The sequence below is a fragment of the Bacillus sp. FSL K6-1033 genome (assembly GCF_038630765.1).
GTDB lineage: Bacteria > Bacillota > Bacilli > Bacillales > Bacillaceae > Bacillus > Bacillus altitudinis.
The window spans coordinates 3058071-3085027 of sequence record NZ_CP152041.1 but is presented as its reverse complement, the minus strand read 5'-3'; the positions used below and the strand labels follow the sequence as shown (position 1 = coordinate 3085027).

Here is a 26957-nt window from a genome sequence, read left to right as displayed (position 1 = left end):
TTTACCCAAGTTGGCCAGCGTGTCTCAATAGGAAACCCACTTGACAAAAAATAACCAATCTTTTATCGTATACGTAACAAACGACGGAAGGGTGACCCAATGCAATGAAGTACTAATCCTATGACCTGTAAGCAAAATGAAAGAACGAAGGCAGTGAGCAAACGATATGTGTTGCTATGTTTGCTGCGTTTTCATTTTTTAGCTTCGGAATAGGATGGTACAGCTTGGGAATCAAAGATTGAAGTGATGGATACGGGGGATATGTGTGCTCATTTGTTGAACCGCATGTCATTCTGTATCGATCCGCTTATTTTTGTACACCATTTTGCCTCCTATTCTGAGAATGGGAGGCTTTTTCATGTCTCCTGATACGAAAGGAGAGGGTTGGATGTTACTGAGAGCCCACCAATTAAAAGTATTTCGAAAGGATCGTTTGTTATTTGATATAGAGGAGCTTGCCATTCATCAAGGGGACCGAATCGGCCTTGTAGGGACAAATGGCAGTGGGAAAACGACATTGCTCCATGTACTAGCGGGGAGGGAAAAACCAGACAGCGGCACATTTGCACATACTACAACTTGTACGCTGCTTCCTCAACTAAAGACAGGAGATGGCAGACAAAGTGGTGGAGAGATGACACAAGCTTATATTGAAAGAGCTTTAAGCCGGCCTTCTGCCCTTTTATTAGCCGATGAACCGACGACCCATTTAGATACGGAGCATATTGAGTGGCTAGAAGAAAAGCTTCGTCATCATCAAGGTGCTCTGATTGTCGTCTCGCATGACCGTGCTTTTTTAGATGCGTTATGTACAGACATTTGGGAATTGAAAGATGGGAAGCTCAAACCATACAAAGGCAACTACAGCGATTTTGCCCGACAAAAAGAACTCGAACATCGCCAGCACGTGGAGGCGTACGAGGTGTATACCCAAAAGAAAAAACAGTTAGAACATGCACTGCAAAAGAAAATGAAAAAAGCCGACAAAGCGACAAAGCCATCTCCAAAGCTGAAATCCTCGGGGCCTAAAATTGCGAAGCCTTATTATGCAAACAAGCAAAAAAAGCTTCAAAAAACAGCCAAATCTATTGAAACAAGAATGGAGAAATTAGAAAAGGTGGAGAAGGTAAAGGAAGTCCAGCCTCTTCAAATGACGCAGCACACCATGAAGGAAGTGGCAAGCCGCTCCATTTTTCGTGTCGAACATGTAGATGGCATGGCAGGAGATAAAGTCCTTTGGAAAAAGGCGAATGTTGAAGTGAAAGGCGGAGACAAAGTCGCGATCATTGGGAAGAATGGGAGCGGTAAAACGACATTTCTCCGAATGCTTGTAAACGGACATCCCGGGATTTTTTGTTCAGAAGCCGTGAAGATTGGTTATTTCAGCCAAGATCTTTCAGGACTGAATCTAGATGAATCGATCTTACAAAATGCACTGGAACAGGCGATTCAAGATGAGACGATCGTTCGCACCGTTTTAGCGAGACTTGGGTTTCGGGGAGACGATGTGTATAAGCTGACGAACGTATTAAGCGGCGGGGAACGGGTGAAGACGATGCTTGCAAAGTTGCTCGTCAGTGATGCCAATGTTCTGATGCTTGATGAACCGACGAACTTTTTAGACCTTGCGGCAGTAGAAGCGCTTGAAGGACTTTTAAAAGATTACCCGGGCACAGTTGTGTTTGTCTCCCACGACAGGAGGCTCATTGAGCAGGTGGCTACTCGTATTCTTCATGTGCACGAGGGTACCATTGAACGCTTTGATGGCACTTATGAAGAATATAAACAAAAGGAAGAAAAGCCAGCTGCTACAAAGAAAGAAGAAGAGCTCCTGCTGATTGATATGCAGCTGTCTGAAGTGCTCAGTCGTTTAAGCATCGAGCCTTCTCGTGAGCTTGAAGAGACGTTTCAAGCATTGTTAAAAAGAAAGAAGTTGTTAGAGTCATAAAAAAAAGCCCCTGTGTTTACTGCACAGGGGTCTGTTCGTTTCGTTCTTTTTTCAATTGTTCAAGTTCGCTGACTGTGACAAGCTGGTAGCCTTGTTTGGTGAGTTCATGTATGATCTTCACTGCTGCTCGAGCAGAGCTGTCATAAATATCGTGCATGAGTACGGTTTTGCCATCTGCTGCATGTGAGAGAACATGGTTTGTGATCTGCTGGCTGTTGCGAATTTTCCAGTCTTCAGGATCGACATCCCACAATGAAACGTTCATGCCCACCGCTTGATTGATGTCGGGATTTGTTCCTCCATATGGCGGTCTAAAGTGCGTAGGAGTATAACCGCTGGCCTTTTCAATCAGCTTCTGCGTGTCTTTTACTTGTTTGACCGCTTCTTTTAGAGGGAGTCTCGTTAATAAAGGATGGTTATATGAATGGTTTCCGATCTCATTTCCGCTCTTTAAAATGTCGGCAAGCATTCCAGGATAATACTGAACCCTGCTTCCTAATACGAAAAAGGTGGCGTGTCCTTTATTTTCTTTCAGCGCTGCTAAAATGGTTGAAGTTGTGGCTGGGTTTGGACCATCATCAAATGTGAGTGCGATGGCTTTTTTATTCGGATCAAGCTTTGGCTTTTGCGGCAGCTTGACGGCTTTTCTTTTTGGATTCGGTTCTTTGATTTCATTCTGATTTTTGGTCTTATTCATATATTCCGGCTTCAAGATATCTTTTAGCAGCGTCTTTTTGATCGCCAGCGTTTGCGGACCTAAGTCCTTTGCGGCTACTTGAGAAGCTGGGAAATAGAACTCTATATATTTCTCTTTTAAGGCGAATTGACTGAAGTTTTGATCAGTAGGGGCTGTTCCTTTTTGAAGGAGTGATAGATCCTTAGACAAGGTTTTATCTTTTTTAAGCTCCGTGTATGTAATATAGGATAATTTTTTCAAATAGTCCTTTTTTGGTTGAAATAAATCTTTTGTGTCAAGAAAGTCTTTTTTCTGAAAATCGAAATTGATTGTGACGTGATGAGTGGTCCCATTTTGCTGACCTGTATATGTGTAGGTCGTAAAATAAATGGCAGCAGATTGTTTTGCATAGTGCACCATGTCATAGTCAATATTCAGTTCAAACCGTTTGTTTTCATCAATGTCCTTTGCTTCACTAAATGTCTTTTTGAAATGCTCTAATGCTGAATTCGCATAGCTTTGAATCTTGTCATCTAGCTTTTTTTGATGAAAAAGAGGATAGTTCACCGCATATCTCATAAACTTCCCGTCATTTACAAGAGTAACAATTTCAACATTTTTATAATTCGTATCCTGCTTCACATTTTTCTTCTCTGTACCGCTTGCTTGCTGATTTTGAAAGAATGCAACTGCTCCAATGACGATGGCAAGCGCAAATAGGATGATACTCCATTTTCCCTTTACTGACACAACTTTCAATTCTCCTCTCATGACGGGTCATTCTTTATTCCTTTGACATCTGTTTGTAATATTTTTATAACATTTGACTTGCTTTTGTAATTTTAGGGGATTTTCATGCGGAATGTCAACTATTTTCCTATTAAAATACTGTAAAAATTGATAGGTCTTTCAGAACGAGAAAAAGCAGAAGGAAAGAATTCTCTTATTTGCCGTCTACCAATACCTTCAATAATTAAAAAAATGAGCCGTACATTGATTTTTCAGAGGCTGACGGCTATAATTTTGATGATTATGATTCTCATTTTCAAACTGACTTTTAATGAAGAAAAGGATGACACCGATTTTGCCTGATAAGCGAACATCTCAACAAAAACGATCATCACCTATTTTGTTCTTTTTATTGTTTTTTCTCGCTGTCATTGGTTTATTGGCGGCTATGTTTTTGGCTGTTTCCTACGGTGCAAAGTCATTGTCTTTGCAAACGGTCTGGACAGCTGTGTTTAACTATCAGTCTCATGTAACAGAGCAGCAGATCATTCATGAATTAAGGCTTCCTCGTGTGCTAGGAGCGGCGCTTGTTGGAGCGGCGTTTGCTGTGGCAGGTGCGCTCATGCAAGGCATTACAAGAAATCCGCTGGCAGATGCGGGGATATTAGGCATTAACGGCGGTGCGATGTTTGTAGTCGCTCTCTGTTTTGCTTTTTTTCCAGGAATGCCTTATTCGGCATTGATGTTATTTTCTTTTTTTGGTGCCGTTCTCAGTACACTGCTGATTTTTGCCATTGGGGCGGCTGGCGGCGTGCTGACCCCACTTCGGCTCACTGTAGCTGGAGCTGTTGTTGCCGCATTGCTGCATGCGCTAAGCTCAGGTATCGCCATTTACTTTGATCTCAGTCAGGATCTGGCTTTTTGGTATGCAGGGGGTGTGGCAGGTGTCAAATGGCCGCAGCTGATGATCCTTGCTCCAGTCATTCTCATTGTCATCGTTTGGGCGATGTTATTAGGACGGTCCCTCTCGTTATTATCACTTGGTGAAGATGTAGCTGCGAATTTAGGGGTGAAAACCCGGCAAGTGCGAATACTAGGTATGGCAGCTGCGGTTCTGCTGGCAGGCGTTTCTGTATCGGCGGTTGGGTCTATTGGGTTTGTCGGGCTTGTCATTCCGCATATTGCACGAAAGCTGGTTGGGGTCAATTATCGTTTCGTCATTCCGATGTCAGCGATTTTAGGCGCAATGCTTCTCGTCTTCGCTGATCTTGCCAGCCGGACAGTAAATCCGCCAAGAGAGCTTGCCATTGGCGTCATGGTGGCACTTGTTGGTGTTCCTTTCTTCTTATATATTGCCAGAAAAGAAGGGAGGAACCTGTCATGAAAGAGAAACGGCGTGCTCTTGTCGTGACAGCCGTTTTGCTTTGTCTGAGTGCGGCTGTCGTGCTGTATAGTTTAAATACCGGCACGCTGAAACTCAGTCCTCTCGTTGTCGTCAAAACGTTATTTGGCTTTGGAGATTTCCAAAGTGAGACGGTGCTGTTTGATTATCGTCTGCCTCGAATCGTCGTGACGATACTAGCTGGAATAGGTCTAGGCATCGCAGGTGGCATTTTGCAGAGTTTATCCCGCAATCCACTGGCTGACCCTGGGATTATTGGTCTGAATGCAGGAGCCGCATTCGGCTTAATCATCTTTGTGACGTATTTTCACGTACTAGAAGGAAATCCATCTTTACTCATTCCGCTCTTTACGTTTGGTGGAGGTCTGCTTGCGGCGGCAGTCATCGTTCTTCTTGCGTACGACAGGCATGAAGGGCTTGTGCCTATCCGGCTGATCCTTGTTGGAATTGCTGTAGCTGCGGGGTTTAGTGCATTGACTTTATATTTGTCATTGAAACTGGATGAAGATACATACACCTTCGCTTCAAGGTGGCTTGTGGGAAATGTATGGGGAAGAGACTGGATTCATGTACTTGCGCTCCTACCTTGGATCGTATGTCTTGTCCCGCTTACGCTCATGCAGTCCAGCACACTCAATGCGTTAACATTAGGTGATGCCGTCGCCTCAAGTGTCGGAGTACGTGTAGAGCGCAAACGACTTTTTCTTCTCACCTTAGCTGTTGGTCTAGCGAGTGCAAGTGTATCGATGACAGGCGGAATTGGTTTTATTGGCCTTGTTGCACCTCATTTGGCGAGGCGTCTTGTCGGCTCACTGCACCAATATTTTTTACCAGTGAGCGCCTTGCTTGGATTGTTGATTTTGGTCAGTGCTGATACACTCGGACGTTCCATATTTGCCCCAAATGCCATCCCAGCAGGTGTGGTTGTGGCTTTTATCGGAGCACCTTATTTTCTCTATTTACTAACAAAAACAAAATAAGAAAGAGGAACTCATCATGAAAAAAGTACTTGTGTTTGGTTTAACGCTCTGTTTCTTGATTCTGGCCGCTTGTGGTCAACAGGAAACAAAGAAGACAACAAATCAAGATGAAAACGGAACACCTAAGATTGCGTCCTTGTCGATTCATTTAACAAATGACTTATTAGCACTCGGGATAAAACCTGCTGGCTCTGTTGTAGGGGGAGACTTAAAAGATTTCCTTCCACATGCGAAAAAGCAGCTTAGCCAAACGAAAAAGCTGGGCATCGCAGCAGATCCTGATATGGAGTCATTGCTTGCTTTAAAACCAGATGTCATTTACGTCGATGAAGAACTGGCTGGACAAGACTTATCAAAATACAAGAAAATCGCCAAAACCGAAGTGTTTAATTTAAATGATGGCACATGGCGTGATCATTTGAAAAAAATCGGCAAGCTCGTCAATAAAGAAAAAGAAGCCGATCAATATATTAAGGACTACAATCAAGAAGCAAAAGAAGTCAAATCACTCATCCAGAAAAAGATTGGAAATGGAAAAGTAATGGCGATTCGTGTAACAGCAAAAGAGCTTCGAGTATTTAGTATGAAACGTCCGATGGGTCCAATTTTATACGATGATTTAGGACTGACACCTGTAGATGGTGTGAAAAAACTGGACAGCAAACGTCCATTTGAAGTCATTTCTCAAGAAGTGCTTCCTGACTTTGATGCAGATGCTATTTTTGTCGTCGTGAACCGTGATGATAAGGCGCAGCAGGCATTCAAACAGTTAGAGCAGACGCCGATTTGGAAAGGCCTAAAAGCCGTGAAGAAAAACCAAGTGTATCCGATTGCCGATCAGCCATGGTTAGATTATTCAGCTCTAGGCAACAAAATGGCAATGGATGAAGCAAAAAAGATGTTCTCTAAATAAACAGCACATAAATCAAGGCATCATTCCGCATCTAGGAATGATGTCTCTTTTTTTGATTCGTTCTTCTATTCATTCGCTTTTTGCATACATATGAGAGGGAACGAGCAGTATCGCCCGTATGAAAGGATAAGGGGAGGGGTTACAGTTGAAGGTTCAAAAAATTAGTGCAGGCACTATTGCGAGGCTTGTGCTGCTTTTATTGGCACTTGTGAACAGCGCTCTCACTGCTGCAGGAAAAAGCCCAATTCCAATTGATGAAGAAGGTGTGCAGCAATTCATTACGTTAGCCTTTCTTGGCATCACATCACTATGGGCCTATTGGAAGAACAATGATATTACGAAAAAAGCACGAACCAAAAAAGATGAATAATAGAAAACAGAGCCTTTTTATGCAAAAAGGCTCTCAGCATGTAGACAAACCCTCGCATTCGGTGTCAGTCCTGTGCGCTGGTGCTCGTCCTTACTAGGCTGCAAAGGTTTTCTATCACGCTGAAAAGAAGACAAAGGGCTAAAATAAGTTCATTTTAGCCCTTTGTCCATAAACTGAAAAGAGCCTTTTCATATAAAAAGGCTCTATTTCATCGAAGCGACAAGCGCCTCTCCCCGCAAATTGGTTTGATCTCAGTGGCTTACGCCCGGTGTTCTCCCATATTGGTAAGAAACGCTTTCACTTCCTCGATGGTTAAGCCAATGGCCTTTGCTTCACTCATGAGACGATTCCATTCTGACATATTTGAGTCGGTCAGCTTTCTCTGATGGACATGTAACGTCTTTCCTTCCTGCTCCTTTCTGTAGGTTTGGAGCAGCTGATACAGTTCTTCTTTAGGCATGCCGGATTGGACGGCATGAACGATATGATCCCGCCACTCCTGTTCACCGCCCTCAGCGTAATGAAACATCATCGTTTCTGCATCAAACAGCTCTTGTAAATCAATGTCTAGTGATGAGGATACCTTTTTTAAAAACTGGACAGATGGATTACGATGGACACCACGCTCAATTTTACTCAAATACGATTTAGAGACATGGGCATCTTCAGCCAGCTGCTGGATTGAGTATCCTTTCCTCTTTCGGTAAATGCGTATCACCTTTCCTATCATTCGATATATGATCTCCCTTCTCCCCGGCGAATCGTTCTGCGACCTTTTCGTTCATTATAAGAAATAAATTGTTCTTTATAAAATTCAAAAACGTAAGAAACAGGAAGTAAACAAAAGAAAACGAACGATTTCGTTCTTTAAAAAGAACTATAAGACCTATTATGACATTTTTCTTTGCGGGTATTATCTTTTATAATCCAATCATTAACAAAAAGAAACCATATATAACCTTTTTATGATGAAATCGGGAGGTATCTATGAATGAGAATATAGGTTTTAAGCAGCTGTTTTCTGTCATAAAAGAGAAAATGGCCCTTCTGATCCTGATTGTCCTGATCGTAACGGGCATTTCAGCCTACTATCAGTTCTATGTCTCGACTCCTGTATATCAGGCAACCACTCAAATTCTTGTTCATAAACGAAGCAGTGATGCACAAGCGAATTTAAACGATATTCAGATGAACCTTCAATATACACGTACCTTTCAAGTCCTATTAAAAAGTCCAATCGTTATTGAAAAAGTAAAAGAAACACTCAATCTTACAGAATCGGCGGAAGGATTAAAACACAAAATTGCCACAAGTACAGAAAATGAGTCAGAGGTCATAAATATTTCTGTACAAGATGAGGACCGCGCGAAGGCAGTAGCCATTGCGAATACAGCCACAGAGGTGCTGCAAGAAGAAATCAAAAAAACCATGAATATGGATCGCATTAATGTTTTGTCTGAAGCCAAGCTGTCCAACACGATACTGATGAACTCACGTAAATTCGTTCACATCGTTCTGGCACTAGGCGCCTCTGTATTAGGGGGAATGACACTCATTTTCTTAATGAATTTACTCGATGATACGGTGAAACGAACACATCAAATAAGAGAAGAGATCGGATTGCCATCCCTCGGCAGTGTCTATCAGATGCAGGCAGACAGGAGGGCAAAAAAAGACAAGCAGTCCGTCATAACGGGAGGACAGAACATTGATTTTTAAGAGGAAAAAACGAGAAAAAAGAGATTTATCCTGTATTTCTGTATTAAATCCTCACTCTGTCATTGCGGAACAATTCCGAACGATCCGAACGAACATCGAATTCACGTCGATTCAAACGAGGCTGAAGTCGATATTGGTCACATCCTCCTTGCCGAAGGAAGGAAAATCATTTACGGCTGCAAACTTGGCAGCTGTTTTTGCACAGCAGAAAAAACGGGTTTTGCTCATGGATGCTGATTTACGTAAACCAGCCATTCATGAATATTTTGATCTGAGTCCGCACACCGGATTGACCAATGTGCTATTAAATAATTGCAGTTTGGAAGAAGCCATTTTGCCTACACCGATTGAGCATTTAGAGCTGCTTCCGAGTGGGACCATTCCGCCAAATCCCGCTGAGCTGCTTTCCTCCTCTGTGATGAAGCAGCTATTTTACGAGATTGAGCAGCAGTATGACATGGTGATTGTTGATTCCACACCGCTTCTGCCTGTAGCCGATGCCAAAATATTAGCGAACCGGACGGATGGAAGCATTCTTGTGGTTTTAAGCGGTAAAACGAAGATTGCCGCTGTGAAGAAATCAAAAGAAGTATTAGAGGGTACGACAGGGAAACTGCTTGGGGCGATGCTAAATGGCAAGAAAGTTAAAAAGGGAAGGCACTATATGTATTAAAGAGATTGATAGGTGATGTCTCCTAATCTTTAACAACGGAGGCACTCGATCCTGCTGTGGGCATGATATATGCCTTAGATGCTCGTCATCGGTAGTGGGATGTGAGGACGGGTTTGATGCCCATTTTACGTAAGAATAGTGATGTTTTAAAAAGGGGGAGGAGCGTTGACTTACGCCCAAAGATTATCAATCATCGTGGCACTAGATTCATATCTCATCTTAGTTGCCGTCTTTTTTGGCTTTCAATTTGTCCAAGAGGCGGCGTTAACCGTATATACATTTGAAATGCTCGTCATTTCTTCGCTCAGTCTACTGATCGGGCACCATTTGTTTTCGTATATTTTTCACGTGTACAAGCAAGTATGGGCTTATACAGGGGTTAGAGAGCTATTTTCTTTAATGAAGACCTTTGCGTGTTCATTTTTATTTTCCATGACGATGCTGTACATTTTTGTGCAGACATGGCCATTTCGCTTTTTATTTATTGTCTGGCTTTTCCATGTGTTATTCATCGGTGCATCACGTATGGCATCTAGGCTGTTTCATGATGGTGCCAAGCGGTTTCAAGTTGAAAAGGAGCGGGCACTAATCATTGGCGCTGGATCAGCCGGGACCATTATCGTTCGTCAGCTTCAGCAGTCGAGTGATGTACATATTGAGCCGGTCGCTTTCATTGATGATGACAAAACAAAGCATAAGCTTGAAATTATGGGGCTGCCTGTTCTTGGGGGAAAAGAACATATTCAAACGGCTGTTGCGATGATGGATATTCAAAAAATCATTATCGCTATTCCATCCAAAAGCAGTCACACATTAAAAGGACTATATAAGGAATGTGTAGCGACTGGAATCAAAACACAGATTATGCCGGAAATGGAACAGATTTTAAAAGGAACCCATGCGCTGAATCAATTGCGGGATGTACAGCCAGAGGATTTGCTTGGAAGAGAGCCGATTCAATTAGATACAAGCCGTCTATCCGTTCACCTAAAAGGAAAAACGATTATGGTGACAGGAGCTGGCGGGTCTATCGGGTCAGAAATCTGTCGTCAAATTTGTGTATTTTCCCCTCGGGCGATTGTGCTTGTGGGACATGGAGAATTTAGCATTCATTCTATTTTACTAGAGCTGAAAGAATTGTATGGAGATAGCATTAGCCTATATCCACAAATTGCGGATATTCAAGATAAACAAAAAATGAGTGAAATCGTTGGTCATTTTCAGCCGGATATGATTTATCATGCCGCCGCACATAAACATGTCCCGCTCATGGAAATCAGCCCGAAAGAAGCGGTGAAAAACAATATCATCGGGACAAAAAATGTGGCAGAAGCTGCACATGAGCACGGAGTTGAAACATTTGTCCTCATCTCATCTGACAAAGCGGTCAACCCTGCCAATGTGATGGGAGCGACAAAGCGATTTGCTGAAATGGTGATTATGCAAATGGGGGCAAGCAGTGAAACGAAATTTGTCGCCGTCCGGTTTGGGAATGTACTCGGAAGCAGGGGCAGTGTCATTCCGATCTTTAAAAAACAAATTGAAAAAGGCGGGCCAGTGACTGTCACGCACCCAGCCATGACAAGATATTTTATGACGATACCAGAAGCATCAAGGCTTGTTATTCAAGCTGGTGCACTAGCAGAAGGAAGGCAGATTTTTGTTTTAGACATGGGGGAGCCAGTCAAAATTGTCGACCTCGCAGAAAACCTCATTCACCTCTCAGGCTACACCACAGATCAGATTCCAATCACATTTACGGGGATTCGTCCCGGAGAGAAAATGTACGAGGAGCTACTCAACCAGCATGAAAAAGCACAGGAGCAAATTTTCCCGAAAATCCATATTGGGCATGCCTTGGATGGAGATCCGTATGTGCTGAACCGCTTTATTCACGAATTTAATATGATGAGTGACGATCAATTAAGACAGGCCTTGTTTGCCGCCATTGAGTCGCATGATGTATTGCCTGAACCGATGCAACGAGAGGAGGAGCCACTTGCTAATGAAGAAAAAAGTCTTGTTTTGCGCAACGGTTGATTATCATTTTAAGGCGTTCCATCTCCCGTATTTCAGATGGTTTCAGGAACAAGGATGGGAAGTGCATACAGCGGCAAATGGCCAGCTGGAGCTACCGTATGTGGATCAAGCGCATTCCATTCCGATTCAGCGTTCCCCTTTTCATTTGCACAACCGGCTTGCTTATGTGGAGCTGAAAAAGCTGTTAGAAAAAGAGCATTATCAGTTCATCCATTGTCACACACCGATGGGAAGTGTCATTGGCAGGCTAGCGGCCAAAGGGACGCGCAAAAAAGGGACGAAAGTTCTTTACACAGCGCATGGGTTTCACTTTTGGAAGGGGGCACCGCTTCAAAATTGGCTGCTTTATTATCCAGTTGAGAGATGGCTCGTTCAATATACGGATGCACTCATCACCATTAATGGAGAAGACTATGAAAGAGCCGATCGTCTGTCAAAAGAGAAGGCGGCTGTGCATTATGTTCCCGGTATGGGTGTCGATATGAAGCGATTTGCACCAGTTGATGACAAAGAAAAAGACCGCCTTCGTAAAGCATATGGTTTTACCACGCAAGATTTTATCGTGCTGTGTGCTGGTGAATTAAATGACAATAAAAATCAAGGAATGCTCATCAAAGCTTGCGCGCAGGTGTATCGGAATATACCACATGTGAAAATTGTATTTGCTGGAGAAGGGACAAGTCGGTCGTCCTATGAAAAGCTGGTCTGTCAGCTGAATCTTGAGGAACATGTACAGTTTGCGGGATTTTGCAAACACATCGAAGATTGGATGCATATGAGCGATGTCTGTGTATCAACCAGCTTGAGAGAAGGACTTGGGATGAATCTTCTTGAAGCGATGTCTGCTGAAAAGCCGGTGATTGCAACAGAAAATAGAGGACATTGTGAGCTTGTCAAACATGGAGTGAACGGCTTTTTAGTCAAACCGCATGATGTGAATGGTTTAGCCGTTTATTTACAGCAGCTCTATCATAAAAAGGACCAGCTTCACCTAATGGGGAAAGCGGGACGTTCTATGGCTCACGCATTTGCACAGGAGCAGACGGTAAGTGCAATGGAGGAAATTTACACAACTTATATGGACCAAAAAGAGAAGGTGATGTGAGCATGCGTCAGCCGAAAGTATCGATTATCATGGGTGTTTACAATTGCCAAGAGACAGTAGAAGAAAGCATTGAATCGATTCTTCGTCAAACCTATGAAAACTGGGAGCTCATCATATGTGATGATGCATCAACAGATGGCACCTATGAAAAAGTGCTGAACTATACCATAAGTGATCCAGATAGAATTCGCCTCATTCAAAACGAACACAATCAAAGACTTGCCGCCAGTTTAAATCGTTGTCTCACTGAAGTGAATGGAGAATTGATTGCAAGACAGGATGGCGACGATATATCAGTGTCTACACGATTAGAAAAACAGGTTCATTTCCTTGAAGCACATCCAGAATATGATGTGGTTGGTACGGCGATGACGGTGTTTGATGAGTCAGGGGCGAAGGGCGTTCGAGCACTTGTCTCAGAGCCTGATCGAAGGGTGCTAGCAAGAGGAACGCCTTTTTGTCATGGGACGATTATGATGAGAGCGTCTGCCTACAAAGCTTTAAATGGCTATCGTTCTGTAAAAACAACTAGACGGATGGAAGATATCGATCTTTGGATTCGTTTTTTTGCTGCGGGGAGAAAAGGCTTTAATCTGCAAGAGCCCTTATACCTTGTAAGGGAGGATGAAGCGGCCTTTCAGCGCCGGAAATTCCGATATTCAATGGACAATGCCTGGCTTGTGTTACAAGCATGCAAGCAATTAAAATTGTCGCCGTTTGATTATCTCTTTGCGCTTAAGCCGGTCATCCGTGCCTGTATGTCACCAAAGATCATGAGGTTTTATCATCAGCGGAAACTTGGAGGATCTATGGTGAAAAGGAGGACGATTCGGGATGAGTGAGCCAAAGCGTGTACTTCATGTTGTGGGCGGAATGAACAGAGGCGGAGCAGAAACGATGATCATGAATATCTATCGTGCAATCGACCGGAATGTTCTTCAATTTGATTTCATTACCCACCGGGAGGATGTCTGTGATTACGATGAGGAAATTCGTCAGCTTGGCGGGCGGATTTTTTATGTCCCAAGTATTGGAGCGTCCTCTCCATGGACGTTTGTCAAAACGTTGACGAAGACGATCAAGCAAACGGGACCTTATCAGGCGGTGCATGCACATACAGATTTTCAAACGGGCTTTTCTGCCCTTGCTGCGAAACTGGCAGGTGTGAAGATACGCATTTGCCATTCACATAATACGGCTTGGAAACAGTCTCCTAGCCGGGTTGATCATTTGATGCTCAAAGGATTTCGTCAGCTGATCTTTGCCTTTTCTACGCAGCTCGTTGCATGCGGTGAAGATGCCGGTGCCTTTTTATTTGGACAAAAAAGAATGCACGATGGACGAGTGGACATTTTGCCAAATGGGATTGATTTGGACCTTTTTTTTCAGTTGGAGCCAGAAGCGAAGGTGAAGATGAAAAAAGACCTCTATCTTCACGAGAGAAAACTGATCATTGGACATATTGGCCGATTTCATGAGCAGAAAAACCATGTTTTTTTCATCGAATTAGCGCAGACACTGAAAAAACAAGGGGTCTCCTTTCAGCTAGTTCTCATAGGAGATGGGCCGCTCCGGCCAGTGGTTGAATCGTATGCAGTGAAAGCAGGATTAATGGAAGACATTGTGTTTACGGGCGTTGTCTCAGAGGTTCCGCAGTATATGAAAGCATTTGATGTGTTTGTGATGCCGTCTTTGTTTGAAGGTCTTCCGCTCGTATTAGTGGAAGCGCAGGCATCTGGACTCCCATGTGTGATTTCAGATCATATCACAAAGGAAGTCGATTTAGGTTGTGGGCTTGTGAAACGGAAATCCTTGCAAGATTCAGCACATGAGTGGATGAAAGCCATACTAGAAGCCTACCATGCAGACCCTCCTCTTCAGGAGACGATTATTTCTCAGCTTGGCCTTAGAGGCTTTGATGTAAAACAGAACATCACCCGTGTGATGAATGTGTATGGATTGTAAGGAAGGATTGGCAGATGGCGGTTTATTTGGTGAACATGATCATGGTCTATTTATGGTCGAGCTTTGCTGCATTTTATGGCAGACGTGATGATACCATACAAAGCGGCTGGCGGCCGAACAAGCTTCTGGTGTTTTTTCCATTTTTATTTCTTTGTATTGTGGCGGGCATACGCTACAAAGTAGGAACTGATTTTGTAACCTATGGACAAATGTATGAGTTCTCCGTCAACTATGACAAGCCTTGGCATATTTTCGGATTCGGTGTAGACAAGGCCGCCACTGATCCGGGCTTTACATTGATCTTATGGATGCTCAATCAACTATCACATGAGCCGCAAATCATGTATATCACAGTTGGGATCATCACCTATTTTTTTATTATCAAAACACTTGTGCGATATGGACGGCCATTTGAGCTTAGTATGCTACTATTTCTCGGCACATTTCATTATTACGCTTCGTTTAATGGCATGCGGCAGTATATGGTGGCAGCGATTCTTTTTTATGCCATCCAGTTTGTCATCAAAGGTCAGTGGAAATGGTATTTTCCGCTCGTGCTTGTATGCGCGCTATTTCATTCCTCGGCACTCATTATGATTCCAGTCTATTTCATCGTCAGAACAAAGGCATGGTCTTGGATGATGCTTGTGTTATGTATGATTTTTCTAGGCTTAACCGCTCTGTATGACCGCTTTGTCTCCGTGTTTGTGGTGATGCTACAAGGGAGTTCTTATGGTCATTACGAGGAGTGGCTGACAACGAATACGAATGGAATGAATGTGACGAAAATTGGTGTCTTGATTTTGCCGTTATTGCTTGCGTTCTTTTGTCGAAAACGACTTCGTGAGCTGACGCCAGAGAGTGATTATATTGTGAATTTTTGCTTGCTTGGATTTTTGTTTGGCATCCTTGCAACGAAGGATGTCATTTATGCAAGATTTCATATTTACTTTGGTCTGTATCAGCTCATTTTACTGCCTTATTTCACACGGATTTTTGATCAACGAACCAATTTCTTTATGTATATCGGAATTGCGGTTTGCTATATTTTGTACAGCATCATGCTGATGCCGTTTGATTCTTCTGTTTTACCGTACCGAACGATTTTTACAAAGTAGATTTGAAGAAAGGTGGGGCTTGCTGTCATGCCAGCTATCAGTCTATTGGTCGCAGTCTATAACACTAGTCAATATGTGGAGCAGTGTCTTCAATCGATTGCAGACCAAAGCTTTTCAGATATAGAGGTCATCCTCATTAACGATGGATCTACCGATCACAGTGGAGACATCCTTGAAGCGTTTGCTGAGCGTGATGAGCGATTTCGGGTGATTCACCAAACCAATCAAGGGCTGGGAGCGGTGAGGAACAGGGGCATAGAAGAAGCAACAGGAACGTATCTTGCCTTTGTTGATTCAGACGATGTTCTCGCTCCTCAATACTGTGAGGCTTTATATCAAGAAGCCGAAAACACCGGTGCCGATCTTGTTGTCAGTGAATATTGGATTCAGTTTGAACAGTCAAAACGGATCATACCGACGACGCTGTTAGCTCAGCAGGAAGCCGATAAGACAAGTTTAATAGAATCGTTATTACATGGTGAGATCACGGGATTCTCATGGAATAAGCTGTATCGGCGGGCGTTTATCGAAAAGCATCATATCCGTTTTCCGTTGAGAGGTGAGCTTGAGAATATTGAAGATCAATATGTCACGCTGCGCTGTTTTTCTTTATCACGTGTCATTGCCTTTGTTCATGAGCCGCTTTATTATTACCGGGTTCATTTGTCATCCATTGTCCAGCGATATCAAAAGCAGTATTTTCAGCATGGACTGGCGTTTTATGACGCGCAGCGTTTGTTTTTAAAAGAGCATGATGAGCTGACACCGTATGAGAAGGCTTTTTATTTTTTTATCGTGAATCATACGCTGCATTGTATGCTCAATGAATGGAAGAGCCAAAATTCCCTTTCCTTTCAAAAAAAGCTTGGTCATATGCGTGAAATGGTGACACATGAAGCTTTTCAGAAGGCTGTGAAACAAGTGGAACCATCGAAGCTGACTGTGCGAAAGCGAATGATCTTATTCCTTGCTAGGATGCAGTGGGTGTATCCGCTCTCTGCCGCAGCTTCAAGCTATCAAAAATGGATTGAATATCAAACGAGAAAATCGGGGTGATGAGTGTGACATTGCAGCAATTAAAAGCACATGCCGCAGAGTGGCTGCTCTTAAAGGTCAAGTATCCACTTCAATATAGGTTGAGCCTCCAAAGATTTCCAGAGCTGCGTCATCAGAAGAAAATCATTCTCACGCTGCTACCGGCACATGACAACTTAGGTGATCATGCGATTGCCTATGCCAGCTGCTGTTTTCTACAAAAGCACTTTCCAGACTATCAAATCATAGAAGTAGACATGCAGGAGATGTATCGTCTAGCACGTCCGCTGAAGCACGCGCGGCACCCAGAGGACATTGTCTGTATCATCGGCGGGGGCAACATGGGCGATTTATATCGATATGAAGAATGGACAAGACAATTTATCATGAACGCCTTTAAGTCCTATCCTGTTATTCAGCTGCCCGCTACTGCTCATTTTACAGAAACAAAGAGAGGGAGAAGAGAAGAACGCCGCGCTATTCAAGCATATCAGCAACACCCGAGGCTTCTCTTGATGGCAAGAGATCAAACCACCTATCAATGGATGAAGCAGCATTTTCCTAATAAAGAGGTGTGGAAACAGCCTGATATGGTCCTGACATTAGACGAAACATCAAAGAGTCAAACCCGTAAAGGAGTGCTGCTTTGTCTGCGTGAGGATAAGGAGGCATATCTCACGAAAGAGAAACGAAAACAACTGCAGGAGCATATCAAAGAAACGTATGATCAAGTTGGTTTTATCACAACGACCATTGGTAAGCGAGTGAATCGAACGACTCGTTTAGAGGAATTATCCACGTTATGGACGCAGTTGAGACAGGCGCAAGTCGTCGTGACAGATCGACTGCATGGCATGATCTTTTGTGCGATCACACATACACCGTGTGTTGTCATCAGGTCGTTTGATCATAAAGTCATGGAAGGATATGAATGGGTAGCGCACTTGCCGTTTATGACCCTTTTGAAGGAACCAACGGAGGAAGCGGTGAAAAAGGCCATTCATCAGCATATGAAAACAAGCAGACAAAAGGGAGAGGAAGTTGGATGAAGGCCCTTAAACACTGCGTGAAATCACCATGAACCGTGCGTTTCTTTACAATGTCAGTGCAAATGTGATGACGTTTTTCTTGATGATGCTGATGTCTGTTTGTTTAACGCCTTTCATTGTTCATACACTTGGAGTGGAAGCGTTTGGTCTGATTCATCTGACGCAAAATATGATCAATTATTTATCGGTCATTACGGCTTCATTAAGTGCTGTGGTGGTGCGTTTTTTTTCTGTTGCGGCTCATAAAGGAGAGATGGAACAAGCGCAGCGCTATCTCGCTTCCTATTTTGTCAGTTCTCTTTTTTTATCCATCTGTCTTTTTTTACTTTGTCTATTCATGTCTCAGCAACTGGTTGACTGGCTCCATGTGCCTGCTCATCTTGCAAAAGATACACAGATCGCCTTTGTGTTAGGGGGTCTTTTATTTATGCTCAATTTCGTCATGTCTGGTATTGGGGCGGCACCGTTTTATGCGAACAAATTATATGTATCGAGTGTTGGACAGGCCATTCAGATGTTTGGCAGGGCGCTTGTGATTGTGCTGTTATTTACCGTGACGACACCAGCCATTTGGCATATTCCGCTTGCAGCCGTTATGGGGAGTTTCGCCGCTTTGGGAATTGGTCTCTATTATTTTAAGAAACTCATTCCTTGGTTTTCGTTTAAGTGGCGGTACGTTTCTTTATCTTCAAGTTTCACGTTGGTTCGATCAGGGGTGTGGCATTCATTTGAGCAAATGGGGATTTTGTTGTTTTTACAAATCGATTTATTGATGACCAACTTACTGATTGGGGCAGAAGCGACTGGACAGTATGCTGCCATTTTACAATTTCCATTATTATTGCGCACCCTTGCAGGGACACTTGCGGTTGTGTTTGCGCCAACGATCACAAAATTATATTCAAATCAAGACGAGCAGGGGCTCATTCAATACGCCGCCAATGCCATGAAATGGAGCGGTTTATTTGTGGCATTCCCCGCGGCTCTGTTAGGAGGTCTTGCCGGTCCGCTCATGCTGTTATGGCTTGGACCAGCCTTTGAGGAGCTAAAATGGCTGCTGATGATTCATTCGGCTTATTTGTGTTTCACGTTGATGTTTTTACCGCTGACCTATGTACCGACTGCCTTTAACCGATTTAAAGTGCCGGCGGTTGTGACACTCATATTAGGCGGTTCCAATGTCCTGTTAGCCTATGGACTGACTCACCTACTTCAGCTTGGGTTATATGGCATTGCAACAGCAGGGGCCGTTGTTTTATTGATGAAAAATATCGTCTTTCTCCCATTGTATACAGCCAAGATCACGAAACAGAAAAGTACCATCTTTTACAAACATACAGTCGTTCCGCTGTTTGGGGCTCTGTTCATATGGGGGATCTGTGCCGGTATTCAGGCTGTGTATGATGTGACGAGATGGTGGGAGCTATTTTGTATTGGCGGAATATGTTTCGTTCTCTACTTAGGCTATTTGTATCAATTTGCAGGAACAAAACAAGAGCGGATACAGCTCATGCGTAAGGTGAAACAAGCTGCTATTGAACGATCTGTCTCTCGCTAGTGTGGAAAGGAGAAGCAATGATGAAAAGAATAATAGATGTGGTCGTGGCTTTGACCCTGCTCATCGCAGGCAGCCCCCTTTTCCTTCTCATCTATGGACTCATTCGGTGGAAAATCGGAGCGCCTGTGGTGTTTCGACAAGAACGGCCTGGTCTGTACGGACAGCCGTTTATGCTTTATAAATTTCGGACGATGACCGAGGAATGCGATGAACATGGCGTACTGCTTCCAGACCATCTTCGATTAACAAAAACCGGCGCCTTTATTCGTAAGCTCAGTCTTGATGAATTGCCGCAGCTTGTCAATGTACTCAAAGGGGAAATCAGTCTCGTTGGACCAAGACCGCTTTTAATGGAGTATTTACAAATGTACACAGAGGAGCAAGCGAAGCGTCATCTTGTCAAGCCTGGTATCACTGGATGGGCCCAGGTGAATGGGAGGAATACTCTCTCTTGGGAGGAGAAATTCACCTATGACCTCTGGTATGTAGAGCACCAATCGTTTTGGCTCGATATGAAAATCTTATGGATGACCTTGCTGAAAGTCATCAAAACAGAAGGGGTGCAGCAGCCAAATCATGCAACAGCTGAAAAATTCAAAGGAACCGATACGTAAAGAGCAGCCCATTGGCTTAATAGGGGCTGGCGGACACAGTAAGGTCATTCAGGAGTTGATTTTTTTGCATCCTGATTACTCATTGGGTGCTGTATTAGACGATCGATTTGAGGAGGCTGACACTCGAACCGGCATTCTGTATGGTCCGATTTCTATGAGTCAAAAGGTAAGATGTGAAATACCTGATATGCAATGGCTGATTGCCATTGGGCAAAATGAAATCAGACAGAGGATCAAAGAACGTCTCGCATTTGAAGAGAGGGCATTTGCCACACTGATTCATCCAGAGGCAGTTGTGAGCTCGTCAACGAAGATTGGCTGGGGAACGGTTGTGATGGCAAGGGCTGTTGTGCAAGCAGATGCAGTAATTGGTGAGCATGCCATTATCAACACCGGTTCTATCGTGGAGCATGATTGCTTTCTCGAATCCTTTACGCACCTATCCCCGGGAGCCGTGCTCACCGGTTGTGTCTCTGTGCGAGAGGGTGCTCATATTGGAGCTGGGGCTGCTGTCATACCTGGCAGAACCATTGGAAGCTGGGCAGTGATCGGCGCAGGAGCGGCAGTGACCCGAGATATACATGATCAGAAAGTCGCCGTAGGCGTTCCTGCAATTGAGATCAAAGATCGAAGAGAAGGTGGGAAATCATGAGAGACAGGAAACGAATCTACTTATCTCCTCCTCATATGAGTGGAAAAGAACAGAAGAAAATAGAGGAGGCATTTAAAAGCAATTGGATTGCACCATTAGGACCGCTTGTAAATGAATTTGAGCAAGTGGTCGCGGATTATGCAGGCGTGAAGAGTGGAGCGGCATTGTCTTCAGGTACAGCAGCCATTCACCTTGCCTTAAAACTCATTGGCGTTCAAAAGGGAGATATGGTCTTTTGTTCCACTCTCACATTTGTTGCCAGTGCAAATCCTATTTTATATGAACAAGCGACGCCTGTTTTTATTGATTCAGAAAAAGAGACATGGAATATGTGTCCGCTAGCGTTAGAGAAAGCCTTCGCTGAAACAAAACGACTTGGGAAAAGACCCCGTGCGGTTATTGTCGTTCATTTATACGGACAAAGTGCGAAAATGGATGAAATTATAGCGGTGTGTGAGGCATATGATGTGCCAATCATTGAAGATGCGGCTGAATCGTTAGGCAGTATATATAAAGGAAGAAAAAGCGGTTCAATGGGCAGGTTCGGTGTGTACTCTTTTAACGGAAATAAAATCATTACAACATCAGGAGGCGGAATGCTTGTCAGTGATGATGAAGAAGCCATCGACCGCTGCCGATTTCTCGCATCACAGGCAAGAGAACATGCCCTACACTATGAACATCAAGAGGAGGGATATAACTATCGGATGAGCAACCTGCTCGCAGGTGTAGGAATTGCACAAATGGAAGTGTTAGAGGAGCGTGTTCAGCAAAAACGCCGCATTTTCGAGCGTTATCAAGATGCTTTAGCCGATATTGAGGGCCTTCAATTTATGCCAGAATATCAAGAAACCACATCAAACCGCTGGCTGACAACATTCACCATTGATCATCATGTACAGATGTCTCCAGTAGAGATGATAGATGCTTTAGAACAAAAGCAGATCGAAGCAAGGCGTGTATGGAAGCCACTGCATCAGCAGCCGCTCTTTCATGGTTGTCCTTTTTATACAACAGCCGATGAAGTCCCTGCATCTGAGTTGTTATTTGAGACAGGTCTTTGCCTGCCATCTGGTACAAGCATGACAGACGCGGAACAGGAGCTTGTCATTGATACATTGTACAGCTCCCTGCAAAAGAAAGCATTATCCTCCACATAGGCTGCTCGTTCATCAGCAGCCTGCCTCTCTTTTTAACAAATCCCTTAATTTGTGGAATAATAAGGAATATATATTGTCATTTCGTATCAAATATGATATTGACAACAGAGTCCTTCCTCCTTAAAATGAAAATGATTATCAGCATCAATTAGGGGGAGCAACTTATGTCTATTTGGAATAAATTTCTGAAAATTAAAATAAATACAATATTACCTATCCTACTGATCTTCTTACTAGTAGGCTGTTCTCAAGCAAATAATGGAGCAGGTGGAGACAAGGATCATCCCGATATGATCACCATGGCATGGCCAAGAGATATTGGCGAAATGAATCCGCACATATACAATCCATCACAATTGTTTGCCCAATCCATGATTTACGAACCATTGGTGAGCTATCAAAAAAATGGAAAGCTTAAACCTGAATTAGCAAAATCATGGGATGTTTCCAAGGATGGCAAGGTGTATACGTTCCATCTTAGAGACAATGTCACGTTCTCAGATGGATCTAAATTTAATGCGAACATTGTGAAAAAGAATTTTGATACGATTTTAAAAAACAAAGAAGTACATAGCTGGTTAGGTGTCATAAAGAAAATCAAAAAGACAGAAGCAGTGGACAAGCAAACGTTTAAACTCACATTAACTGAGCCTTATTATCCAACTGTTCAAGAGTTAGCTGTTGTGCGCCCCGTTCGTTTCCTAGGCGAAGCAGGTTTTCCGAAAAACGGAGATACATCAAAAGGAATCGAAAAACCAGTGGGGACAGGTCCTTGGGTATTAAAGACGTACAAAAAAGATGATTACGCGATTTTTGAACGAAATGACCACTACTGGGGAGAGAAACCAAAGGTCAAAGAAATCAAAGTGAAGGTCATTCCAGATGCCGAAACAAGAGTGATGGCATTTGAAAAAGGCGATGTAGATTTACTTTATGGAGAAGGAACGATTAGCCTCGATGCTTTTAAACAATTAGAGGCGAGCGGCAAGTATGAAACGAAGATGTCAGAGCCCATAGCCACTAGACAGCTTGTCATGAACACAAAAGTCGATCAGCTGTCAGATGAGAAAGTGCGTCACGCGCTTCAGTATGCGATCAATAAAACATCATTGGTGGAAGGTGTGACATCTGGCTTAGAGGATGTAGCGGATCACATCTTGCCGACAAACATGCCATATACGTCAGGCATCCGGGTGAAATCTTTCCAATATGATGTGGACAAAGCGAAGGCTTTACTGGATGAAGCAGGCTGGACGCTTCCAAAAGGAAAAACCATACGCGAAAAAGACGGAAAAACGCTTGAGTTTAGTATGATGTATGACTCAGCAGAATCGATTCAAAAAACAATGGCTGAAACACTGCAGGCAGAATGGGCAGCCATTGGGGGCGGCGTCAAACTTGAAGGTGTCGAGCTGGCGACGCAGGTTCAGCGGTTTAAAGCGAATAAATTTGATATGAACTTCTTTAGCAATTATGGAGCGCCGTATGATCCGCATACATTTATGAACGTTGTCTCATCAGATGGTTTTGGATTCAAAGAGGCGATCTCAGCGTATCCGAATAAAGATAAGCTGATCAAAGAAATGACAGAGATTCCATCAACAACTAATGAAAACAAACGCAAAGCACTTTATTCGTCCGTCTTATCTTCCTTGCAAGATCAAGGGGCGATTGTGCCAATCTCTTATTTTAAAAAGACAGCTGTTTATCAAAAAGATGTGAAGGACTTTGATTTCCCTGCGAATCGAGATGAACATCCTTTCACAGGCATCAAGCTGAAGTAACAGAAGGAAGGTAAGCAAATGAGCCGCTATATCATCAAACGAATGTTATCCATCATTCCTGTATTTCTACTAGCCACACTGTTCACAACTGGCATGATTCATCTGTCACCAGTTGATCCAGCGGAGGCATATTTAGCAGCGGCTCATATTCAGCCTACTGATGAGGTATTAGCCCAAAAACGAAGTGAATTTGGTTTAGATGAACCTTTTTACATGCAGTACCTTCATACGATTGGAAAAGTCGTCCGTCTTGATTTTGGGCGGTCGTATATGACCAATCAGCCTGTGCTTGATGAGGTGATCTATCGAATACCTGCGACGATTCAATTGGCGTTCACTAGTCTGCTGATCGCAATTTGTGTCAGTATTCCACTGGGCTTTTTCAGTGGGTTGAGAAAAAATGGCGTTGTAGATCATGTGAGCCGGATGATTTCCTTCCTAGGAGCATCTATCCCGACCTTTGTTTTGGGGTATTTGCTCATCTTCTTTTTTTCAGTGAAACTCGATCTTTTACCTGTTGAAGGTGTTGGTACATGGGAACATCTTGTACTGCCATCCATTACCCTGGCTGTGCCGTTAATTGCGATGTATACGAGATTATTGCGAGCGAGTGTGAGTGAGACGCTTCACGAGCCTTTTGTTCAATATGCGAGAATGAGAGGGTTAAAGGAACAATCGATTATGTTCAAACATGTCTTCAGAATGGCAATATCACCAATGCTGACAGGACTTGGCGTGAATCTTGGCAAGCTGCTCACAGGGACTATTATTGTAGAGGCTGTTTTTTCATGGCCTGGATTTGGACGATTTTTTATAGAAGCGATCTTTAACCGGGATCTGCCGGTCATTCAATTTTATGTGTTGATGGCGGCGTGTATCTTTATCTTAAGTAGTTTGATGGTTGATCTCCTTCAGCTGCTCATTGACCCCCGTATTTCTAGAAAGGAAGGCCGCCAGCCATGATGACAAAAGTAAAACATCTCTTCTATCATCAAAAGATGATCTCGATCTGTGTGGTGCTGCTCGGTCTCCTGCTCATTGTGACGGTATGTGCACCATGGATCGCTCCGCATGACCCTTCGGCTGTTAATCTTGCAATGAAACTAAAGGGATCTTCATGGGAGTATCCTCTAGGCACCGACCAATTGGGAAGATGCAATTTATCTCGTATTCTATATGGTGCTCGTATTTCACTAGGCTGTGCGTTGTTAATCTTTGTTTCCTCTCTATCTATCGGTTTAATCGTAGGGCTGATATCTGGATATAAAGGCGGCTGGATCGATCACGTCTTGATGAGATTGTGCGACGGGGTCATGGCATTTCCGAATTTGGTACTGATCCTTGGATTAGTCGGTATTTTTGGACCGGGGCTTTCTCAAGTGGTGCTGGCTTTGATGCTTGTGCAGTGGGTGTATTATGCTCGCGTTTTTCGAGGGATGGTGCTTAGTTTAAAAGAACAAAACTTTATTGCAGCTGCGAAGATTAGTGGTACTTCCCATTGGAATATCATGAGAAAGCATATGATTCCGAATGTACTGCCGCCACTCGCAGTTGTGGGCACACTTGAAATGGGCTGGGCGATTATGGACATTTCCGCCATGTCTTTTCTAGGCTTAGGGGTTCAGCCACCTGCGCCTGAATGGGGAGCGATGATCCATGAAGGAAAATCTTATATTCAAACAAATCCTCAGCTGATGCTTTATCCGGGCCTTGTGATTATGGCTGTGGTCATTCTATTAAACTTACTGGGAGAAGCCCTTTCAGAGAAATATGGCATCAAACGTCGTGTGTAAAGGAATGAGTCAGTTGGAAGAGTCTATTTTAAACATAGAGAACCTGCATGTGCATACGAAAACGCCGCAAGGAACCATTTCTCTCGTTCAGGAAATTGCATTTGAGGTAAAGCGCGGTCAAATTGTTGGATTAATTGGTGAGAGCGGATGCGGAAAAACGGTGACAAGTATGTCGATCTTAAACATGCTTGATCGAAAAACAACGGAAGTGACAGGCAGTATCACTCTACAAGGTCGAGAATTGATCGGTTTGAGTGAACAGCATATGCGGTCTATTCGTGGCAAAGATCTCTCATATATTATGCAAAATCCAATGAATAGCTTTACGCCTGTATGGACGATTGGACATCAATTGATTGAAACAATCCGCCGGCATACAGCTGTCAGTAAAAGGCAGGCACGGGTCCAGGCAATTAAAGCTTTAGAGAAAATGAACCTGCCGCATCCAGATCAATTACTGAGTAAGTACCCTTTTGAATTAAGTGGGGGGATGCTCCAGCGTGTCATGATTGCTATGGCTGCCTGTATGCATCCGCCTCTGATCATCGCAGATGAACCGACAACCGCATTAGATGTACACAATCAGAAGCTGGTGCTTGAGCACTTGAATCAAATTCGTCATGAATACGGAACGGCGATTTTGCTCATTACCCACGATCTTAGTGTGATTGCAGAAATGGCAGACGAGGTCGTGGTGATGAAACAAGGAAAAATCGTTGAAAAGGCTGAAGTTCTTGAGCTTTTTGAACACCCGAAGCATGATTATACAAAGAAACTTTTAGCAGCTCGTCCATCCATGCCAGCTGTTTGCACGATTTGAGGTGAGAAGACCGTTGCATTTAATAGAAGTGAAAGCAGTTAGTCATTCATATGGCAGCCGATCGTTTCTGATGAGGACAAAAGGGAGAGCCCCTGTCCTGAAAAACGTCCATTTGACCATTGAAGAAGGCACTTGTCTTGGGTTATTAGGTCAAAGTGGTGCAGGGAAAAGTACACTCGGCCGCATCATCCTTGGACTAGAGAAGCCGTGTGCTGGACAAGTTCTGTTTGAAGGTCAGGATATCATTCGTGCAGATCAGCGGACACATCAGCATTTCCGCCGGCATGTACAAGCGGTATTTCAAGATTCATATTCAGCGGTGAATCCAAGGTGGACAGTGGAACAAATTCTATCTGAGCCGCTTGAAAACTATGAATCAATGACCCGTAAAAAACGTCAGCATAAACTGATTCACTGGTTAGAAAGAGTAGGGCTCAGTGAGCAGGATTTGTCCAAGTACCCATACCAATTTAGCGGCGGCCAGCTACAGCGGATCAACATCGCCAGAGCACTGGTGCTTCAGCCAAAGCTCATTGTGCTGGATGAATCAGTCAGTAGCTTAGATATGGTTACGCAGGCAGTCATTTTAGATTTGTTAGTCGAATTAAAGAAAGAGCTGAAGCTTGCATACTTATTTATCACACATGATTTGACAGCGGCCTATCATTTAAGTGATCAATTAGCGATTCTTGATCAGGGTGAGCTTGTGGCTCAGTTTCACTCGAAGGATGATTTCTTTATATCAGAGCACGAAGCTGTGCTGAAAATGAAGGAGGCAACGCTCGCCAGCCATCCTTTGTCTCGAACGATTGGCAGGCCGGTTCGTTAACTTTTTCATTCCCTCAATGTCTCTT

The 26957-nt window shown here is 43.5% G+C and carries 25 protein-coding genes; 23 read left to right on the top strand and 2 right to left on the bottom strand.

The annotated features are described in order from the left end of the window. The first annotated feature begins 388 nt into the window (after positions 1–388). Entirely contained in the window at positions 389–1948 is a 1560-nt protein-coding gene (abc-f, locus tag MHH31_RS15905) for an ABC-F type ribosomal protection protein (RefSeq protein WP_342494995.1), read from the top strand. A gap of 16 nt (positions 1949–1964) precedes the next feature. On the opposite strand, the gene MHH31_RS15900 is transcribed toward abc-f, so the two are convergent. Further along, complete coding sequence (locus tag MHH31_RS15900) at positions 1965–3374, bottom strand: polysaccharide deacetylase family protein (protein WP_041091297.1); 1410 nt, start codon at positions 3372–3374, stop codon at positions 1965–1967. Positions 3375–3708: 334 nt separating this feature from the next. Between MHH31_RS15900 and MHH31_RS15895 the strand changes: the two genes are divergently transcribed. The 4 genes from MHH31_RS15895 (at position 3709) to MHH31_RS15880 (ending at position 7018) form a co-directional block, all read left to right on the top strand. Then, on the top strand, positions 3709–4737 hold the full coding sequence (locus tag MHH31_RS15895) for an iron ABC transporter permease (protein WP_342494994.1): 1029 nt from the start codon (positions 3709–3711) through the stop codon (positions 4735–4737). Then, entirely contained in the window at positions 4734–5735 is a 1002-nt protein-coding gene (locus MHH31_RS15890; RefSeq protein ID WP_025208010.1) for an iron ABC transporter permease, read from the top strand. The genes MHH31_RS15895 and MHH31_RS15890 overlap by 4 nt, the downstream gene beginning before the upstream one ends. Positions 5736–5751: 16 nt before the next feature. Next, the gene (locus MHH31_RS15885) at positions 5752–6648 is read left to right on the top strand and encodes an iron-hydroxamate ABC transporter substrate-binding protein (protein ID WP_007500130.1); all 897 of its coding nucleotides are present in this window, start codon (positions 5752–5754) and stop codon (positions 6646–6648) included. Between the two features lie 145 nt (positions 6649–6793). Beyond that, entirely contained in the window at positions 6794–7018 is a 225-nt protein-coding gene (locus MHH31_RS15880) for a phage holin (RefSeq protein WP_251210475.1), read from the top strand. Positions 7019–7277: 259 nt separating this feature from the next. Here MHH31_RS15880 and MHH31_RS15875 read toward each other — a convergent pair whose 3' ends face one another. Continuing rightward, positions 7278–7748 carry a helix-turn-helix domain-containing protein gene (locus MHH31_RS15875; protein WP_342461998.1) on the bottom strand — a complete coding sequence of 157 codons (471 nt, stop codon included), beginning with the start codon at positions 7746–7748 and terminating at the stop codon, positions 7278–7280. Positions 7749–8005: 257 nt separating this feature from the next. On the opposite strand from MHH31_RS15875, the gene MHH31_RS15870 reads away from it, so the two are divergent. From MHH31_RS15870 to nikE, 18 genes are all read left to right on the top strand, one after another. Continuing rightward, positions 8006–8737 carry a Wzz/FepE/Etk N-terminal domain-containing protein gene (locus MHH31_RS15870; RefSeq protein ID WP_024719858.1) on the top strand — a complete coding sequence of 244 codons (732 nt, stop codon included), beginning with the start codon at positions 8006–8008 and terminating at the stop codon, positions 8735–8737. After that, positions 8727–9410, top strand: a complete 684-nt coding sequence (locus MHH31_RS15865) for a CpsD/CapB family tyrosine-protein kinase (protein ID WP_008347761.1) — start codon at positions 8727–8729, stop codon at positions 9408–9410. Before MHH31_RS15870 ends, MHH31_RS15865 begins: the two co-directional genes overlap by 11 nt. 165 nt (positions 9411–9575) lie before the next feature. Beyond that, positions 9576–11450 (top strand): nucleoside-diphosphate sugar epimerase/dehydratase, encoded by a 1875-nt coding sequence (locus tag MHH31_RS15860; protein ID WP_024719856.1) that lies wholly within the window; start codon positions 9576–9578, stop codon positions 11448–11450. After that, positions 11416–12555 (top strand): glycosyltransferase family 4 protein, encoded by a 1140-nt coding sequence (locus tag MHH31_RS15855; protein ID WP_113766929.1) that lies wholly within the window; start codon positions 11416–11418, stop codon positions 12553–12555. The genes MHH31_RS15860 and MHH31_RS15855 overlap by 35 nt, the downstream gene beginning before the upstream one ends. 2 nt (positions 12556–12557) lie before the next feature. Next, positions 12558–13397, top strand: coding sequence for a glycosyltransferase (locus MHH31_RS15850; protein WP_342494993.1), 840 nt, complete (start codon positions 12558–12560; stop codon positions 13395–13397). Then, a complete protein-coding gene (locus tag MHH31_RS15845; protein ID WP_342494992.1) occupies positions 13390–14520 on the top strand; it encodes a glycosyltransferase family 1 protein in 1131 nt (376 codons plus the stop codon). The genes MHH31_RS15850 and MHH31_RS15845 overlap by 8 nt, the downstream gene beginning before the upstream one ends. Before the next feature lie 14 nt (positions 14521–14534). Then, entirely contained in the window at positions 14535–15638 is a 1104-nt protein-coding gene (locus MHH31_RS15840; protein WP_024719852.1) for an EpsG family protein, read from the top strand. Between the two features lie 27 nt (positions 15639–15665). After that, positions 15666–16694, top strand: a complete 1029-nt coding sequence (locus tag MHH31_RS15835; protein WP_342494991.1) for a glycosyltransferase — start codon at positions 15666–15668, stop codon at positions 16692–16694. A gap of 5 nt (positions 16695–16699) precedes the next feature. Next, positions 16700–17722: a polysaccharide pyruvyl transferase family protein gene (locus tag MHH31_RS15830; protein WP_342495501.1), complete on the top strand. Its 1023-nt coding sequence runs from the start codon at positions 16700–16702 to the stop codon at positions 17720–17722. 28 nt (positions 17723–17750) lie between these two features. Beyond that, a complete protein-coding gene (locus MHH31_RS15825; protein WP_342494990.1) occupies positions 17751–19280 on the top strand; it encodes an MATE family efflux transporter in 1530 nt (509 codons plus the stop codon). Positions 19281–19300: 20 nt separating this feature from the next. Then, positions 19301–19894, top strand: a complete 594-nt coding sequence (locus MHH31_RS15820; protein WP_061420206.1) for a sugar transferase — start codon at positions 19301–19303, stop codon at positions 19892–19894. Next, on the top strand, positions 19857–20546 hold the full coding sequence (locus tag MHH31_RS15815; RefSeq protein ID WP_342494989.1) for an acetyltransferase: 690 nt from the start codon (positions 19857–19859) through the stop codon (positions 20544–20546). The genes MHH31_RS15820 and MHH31_RS15815 overlap by 38 nt, the downstream gene beginning before the upstream one ends. Next, complete coding sequence (locus tag MHH31_RS15810; RefSeq protein WP_342494988.1) at positions 20543–21706, top strand: DegT/DnrJ/EryC1/StrS family aminotransferase; 1164 nt, start codon at positions 20543–20545, stop codon at positions 21704–21706. The genes MHH31_RS15815 and MHH31_RS15810 overlap by 4 nt, the downstream gene beginning before the upstream one ends. Before the next feature lie 164 nt (positions 21707–21870). After that, positions 21871–23490, top strand: coding sequence for a nickel ABC transporter substrate-binding protein (nikA, locus tag MHH31_RS15805; RefSeq protein ID WP_342494987.1), 1620 nt, complete (start codon positions 21871–21873; stop codon positions 23488–23490). A gap of 18 nt (positions 23491–23508) precedes the next feature. Then, positions 23509–24453, top strand: a complete 945-nt coding sequence (nikB, locus tag MHH31_RS15800; protein WP_045034029.1) for a nickel ABC transporter permease subunit NikB — start codon at positions 23509–23511, stop codon at positions 24451–24453. Beyond that, the gene (gene nikC, locus MHH31_RS15795; protein ID WP_342494986.1) at positions 24450–25283 is read left to right on the top strand and encodes a nickel ABC transporter permease subunit NikC; all 834 of its coding nucleotides are present in this window, start codon (positions 24450–24452) and stop codon (positions 25281–25283) included. The genes nikB and nikC overlap by 4 nt, the downstream gene beginning before the upstream one ends. 4 nt (positions 25284–25287) lie before the next feature. Then, positions 25288–26103, top strand: a complete 816-nt coding sequence (gene nikD, locus MHH31_RS15790; protein ID WP_181566810.1) for a nickel import ATP-binding protein NikD — start codon at positions 25288–25290, stop codon at positions 26101–26103. Positions 26104–26116: 13 nt separating this feature from the next. Continuing rightward, positions 26117–26932, top strand: a complete 816-nt coding sequence (nikE, locus tag MHH31_RS15785) for a nickel import ATP-binding protein NikE (protein WP_342494985.1) — start codon at positions 26117–26119, stop codon at positions 26930–26932. The last annotated feature ends 25 nt before the right edge of the window (positions 26933–26957 follow it).

Excerpts from the sequence above, each read along its gene's own strand:
- nikA (WP_342494987.1), top strand. The coding sequence starts at position 21,871 with ATGTCTATTTGGAATAAATTTCTGAAAATTAAAATAAATACAATATTA.
- MHH31_RS15810 (WP_342494988.1), top strand. The coding sequence starts at position 20,543 with ATGAGAGACAGGAAACGAATCTACTTATCTCCTCCTCATATGAGTGGA.
- MHH31_RS15875 (WP_342461998.1), bottom strand. The coding sequence starts at position 7,748 with ATGATAGGAAAGGTGATACGCATTTACCGAAAGAGGAAAGGATACTCA.
- MHH31_RS15835 (WP_342494991.1), top strand. The coding sequence starts at position 15,666 with ATGCCAGCTATCAGTCTATTGGTCGCAGTCTATAACACTAGTCAATAT.
- MHH31_RS15820 (WP_061420206.1), top strand. The coding sequence starts at position 19,301 with ATGAAAAGAATAATAGATGTGGTCGTGGCTTTGACCCTGCTCATCGCA.
- MHH31_RS15845 (WP_342494992.1), top strand. The coding sequence starts at position 13,390 with ATGAGTGAGCCAAAGCGTGTACTTCATGTTGTGGGCGGAATGAACAGA.
- nikB (WP_045034029.1), top strand. The coding sequence starts at position 23,509 with ATGAGCCGCTATATCATCAAACGAATGTTATCCATCATTCCTGTATTT.
- MHH31_RS15885 (WP_007500130.1), top strand. The coding sequence starts at position 5,752 with ATGAAAAAAGTACTTGTGTTTGGTTTAACGCTCTGTTTCTTGATTCTG.
- MHH31_RS15850 (WP_342494993.1), top strand. The coding sequence starts at position 12,558 with ATGCGTCAGCCGAAAGTATCGATTATCATGGGTGTTTACAATTGCCAA.
- MHH31_RS15840 (WP_024719852.1), top strand. The coding sequence starts at position 14,535 with ATGGCGGTTTATTTGGTGAACATGATCATGGTCTATTTATGGTCGAGC.
- nikD (WP_181566810.1), top strand. The coding sequence starts at position 25,288 with ATGAGTCAGTTGGAAGAGTCTATTTTAAACATAGAGAACCTGCATGTG.
- MHH31_RS15870 (WP_024719858.1), top strand. The coding sequence starts at position 8,006 with ATGAATGAGAATATAGGTTTTAAGCAGCTGTTTTCTGTCATAAAAGAG.
- nikC (WP_342494986.1), top strand. The coding sequence starts at position 24,450 with ATGATGACAAAAGTAAAACATCTCTTCTATCATCAAAAGATGATCTCG.
- MHH31_RS15855 (WP_113766929.1), top strand. The coding sequence starts at position 11,416 with ATGAAGAAAAAAGTCTTGTTTTGCGCAACGGTTGATTATCATTTTAAG.
- abc-f (WP_342494995.1), top strand. The coding sequence starts at position 389 with ATGTTACTGAGAGCCCACCAATTAAAAGTATTTCGAAAGGATCGTTTG.
- MHH31_RS15890 (WP_025208010.1), top strand. The coding sequence starts at position 4,734 with ATGAAAGAGAAACGGCGTGCTCTTGTCGTGACAGCCGTTTTGCTTTGT.
- MHH31_RS15825 (WP_342494990.1), top strand. The coding sequence starts at position 17,751 with ATGAACCGTGCGTTTCTTTACAATGTCAGTGCAAATGTGATGACGTTT.
- MHH31_RS15815 (WP_342494989.1), top strand. The coding sequence starts at position 19,857 with ATGCAACAGCTGAAAAATTCAAAGGAACCGATACGTAAAGAGCAGCCC.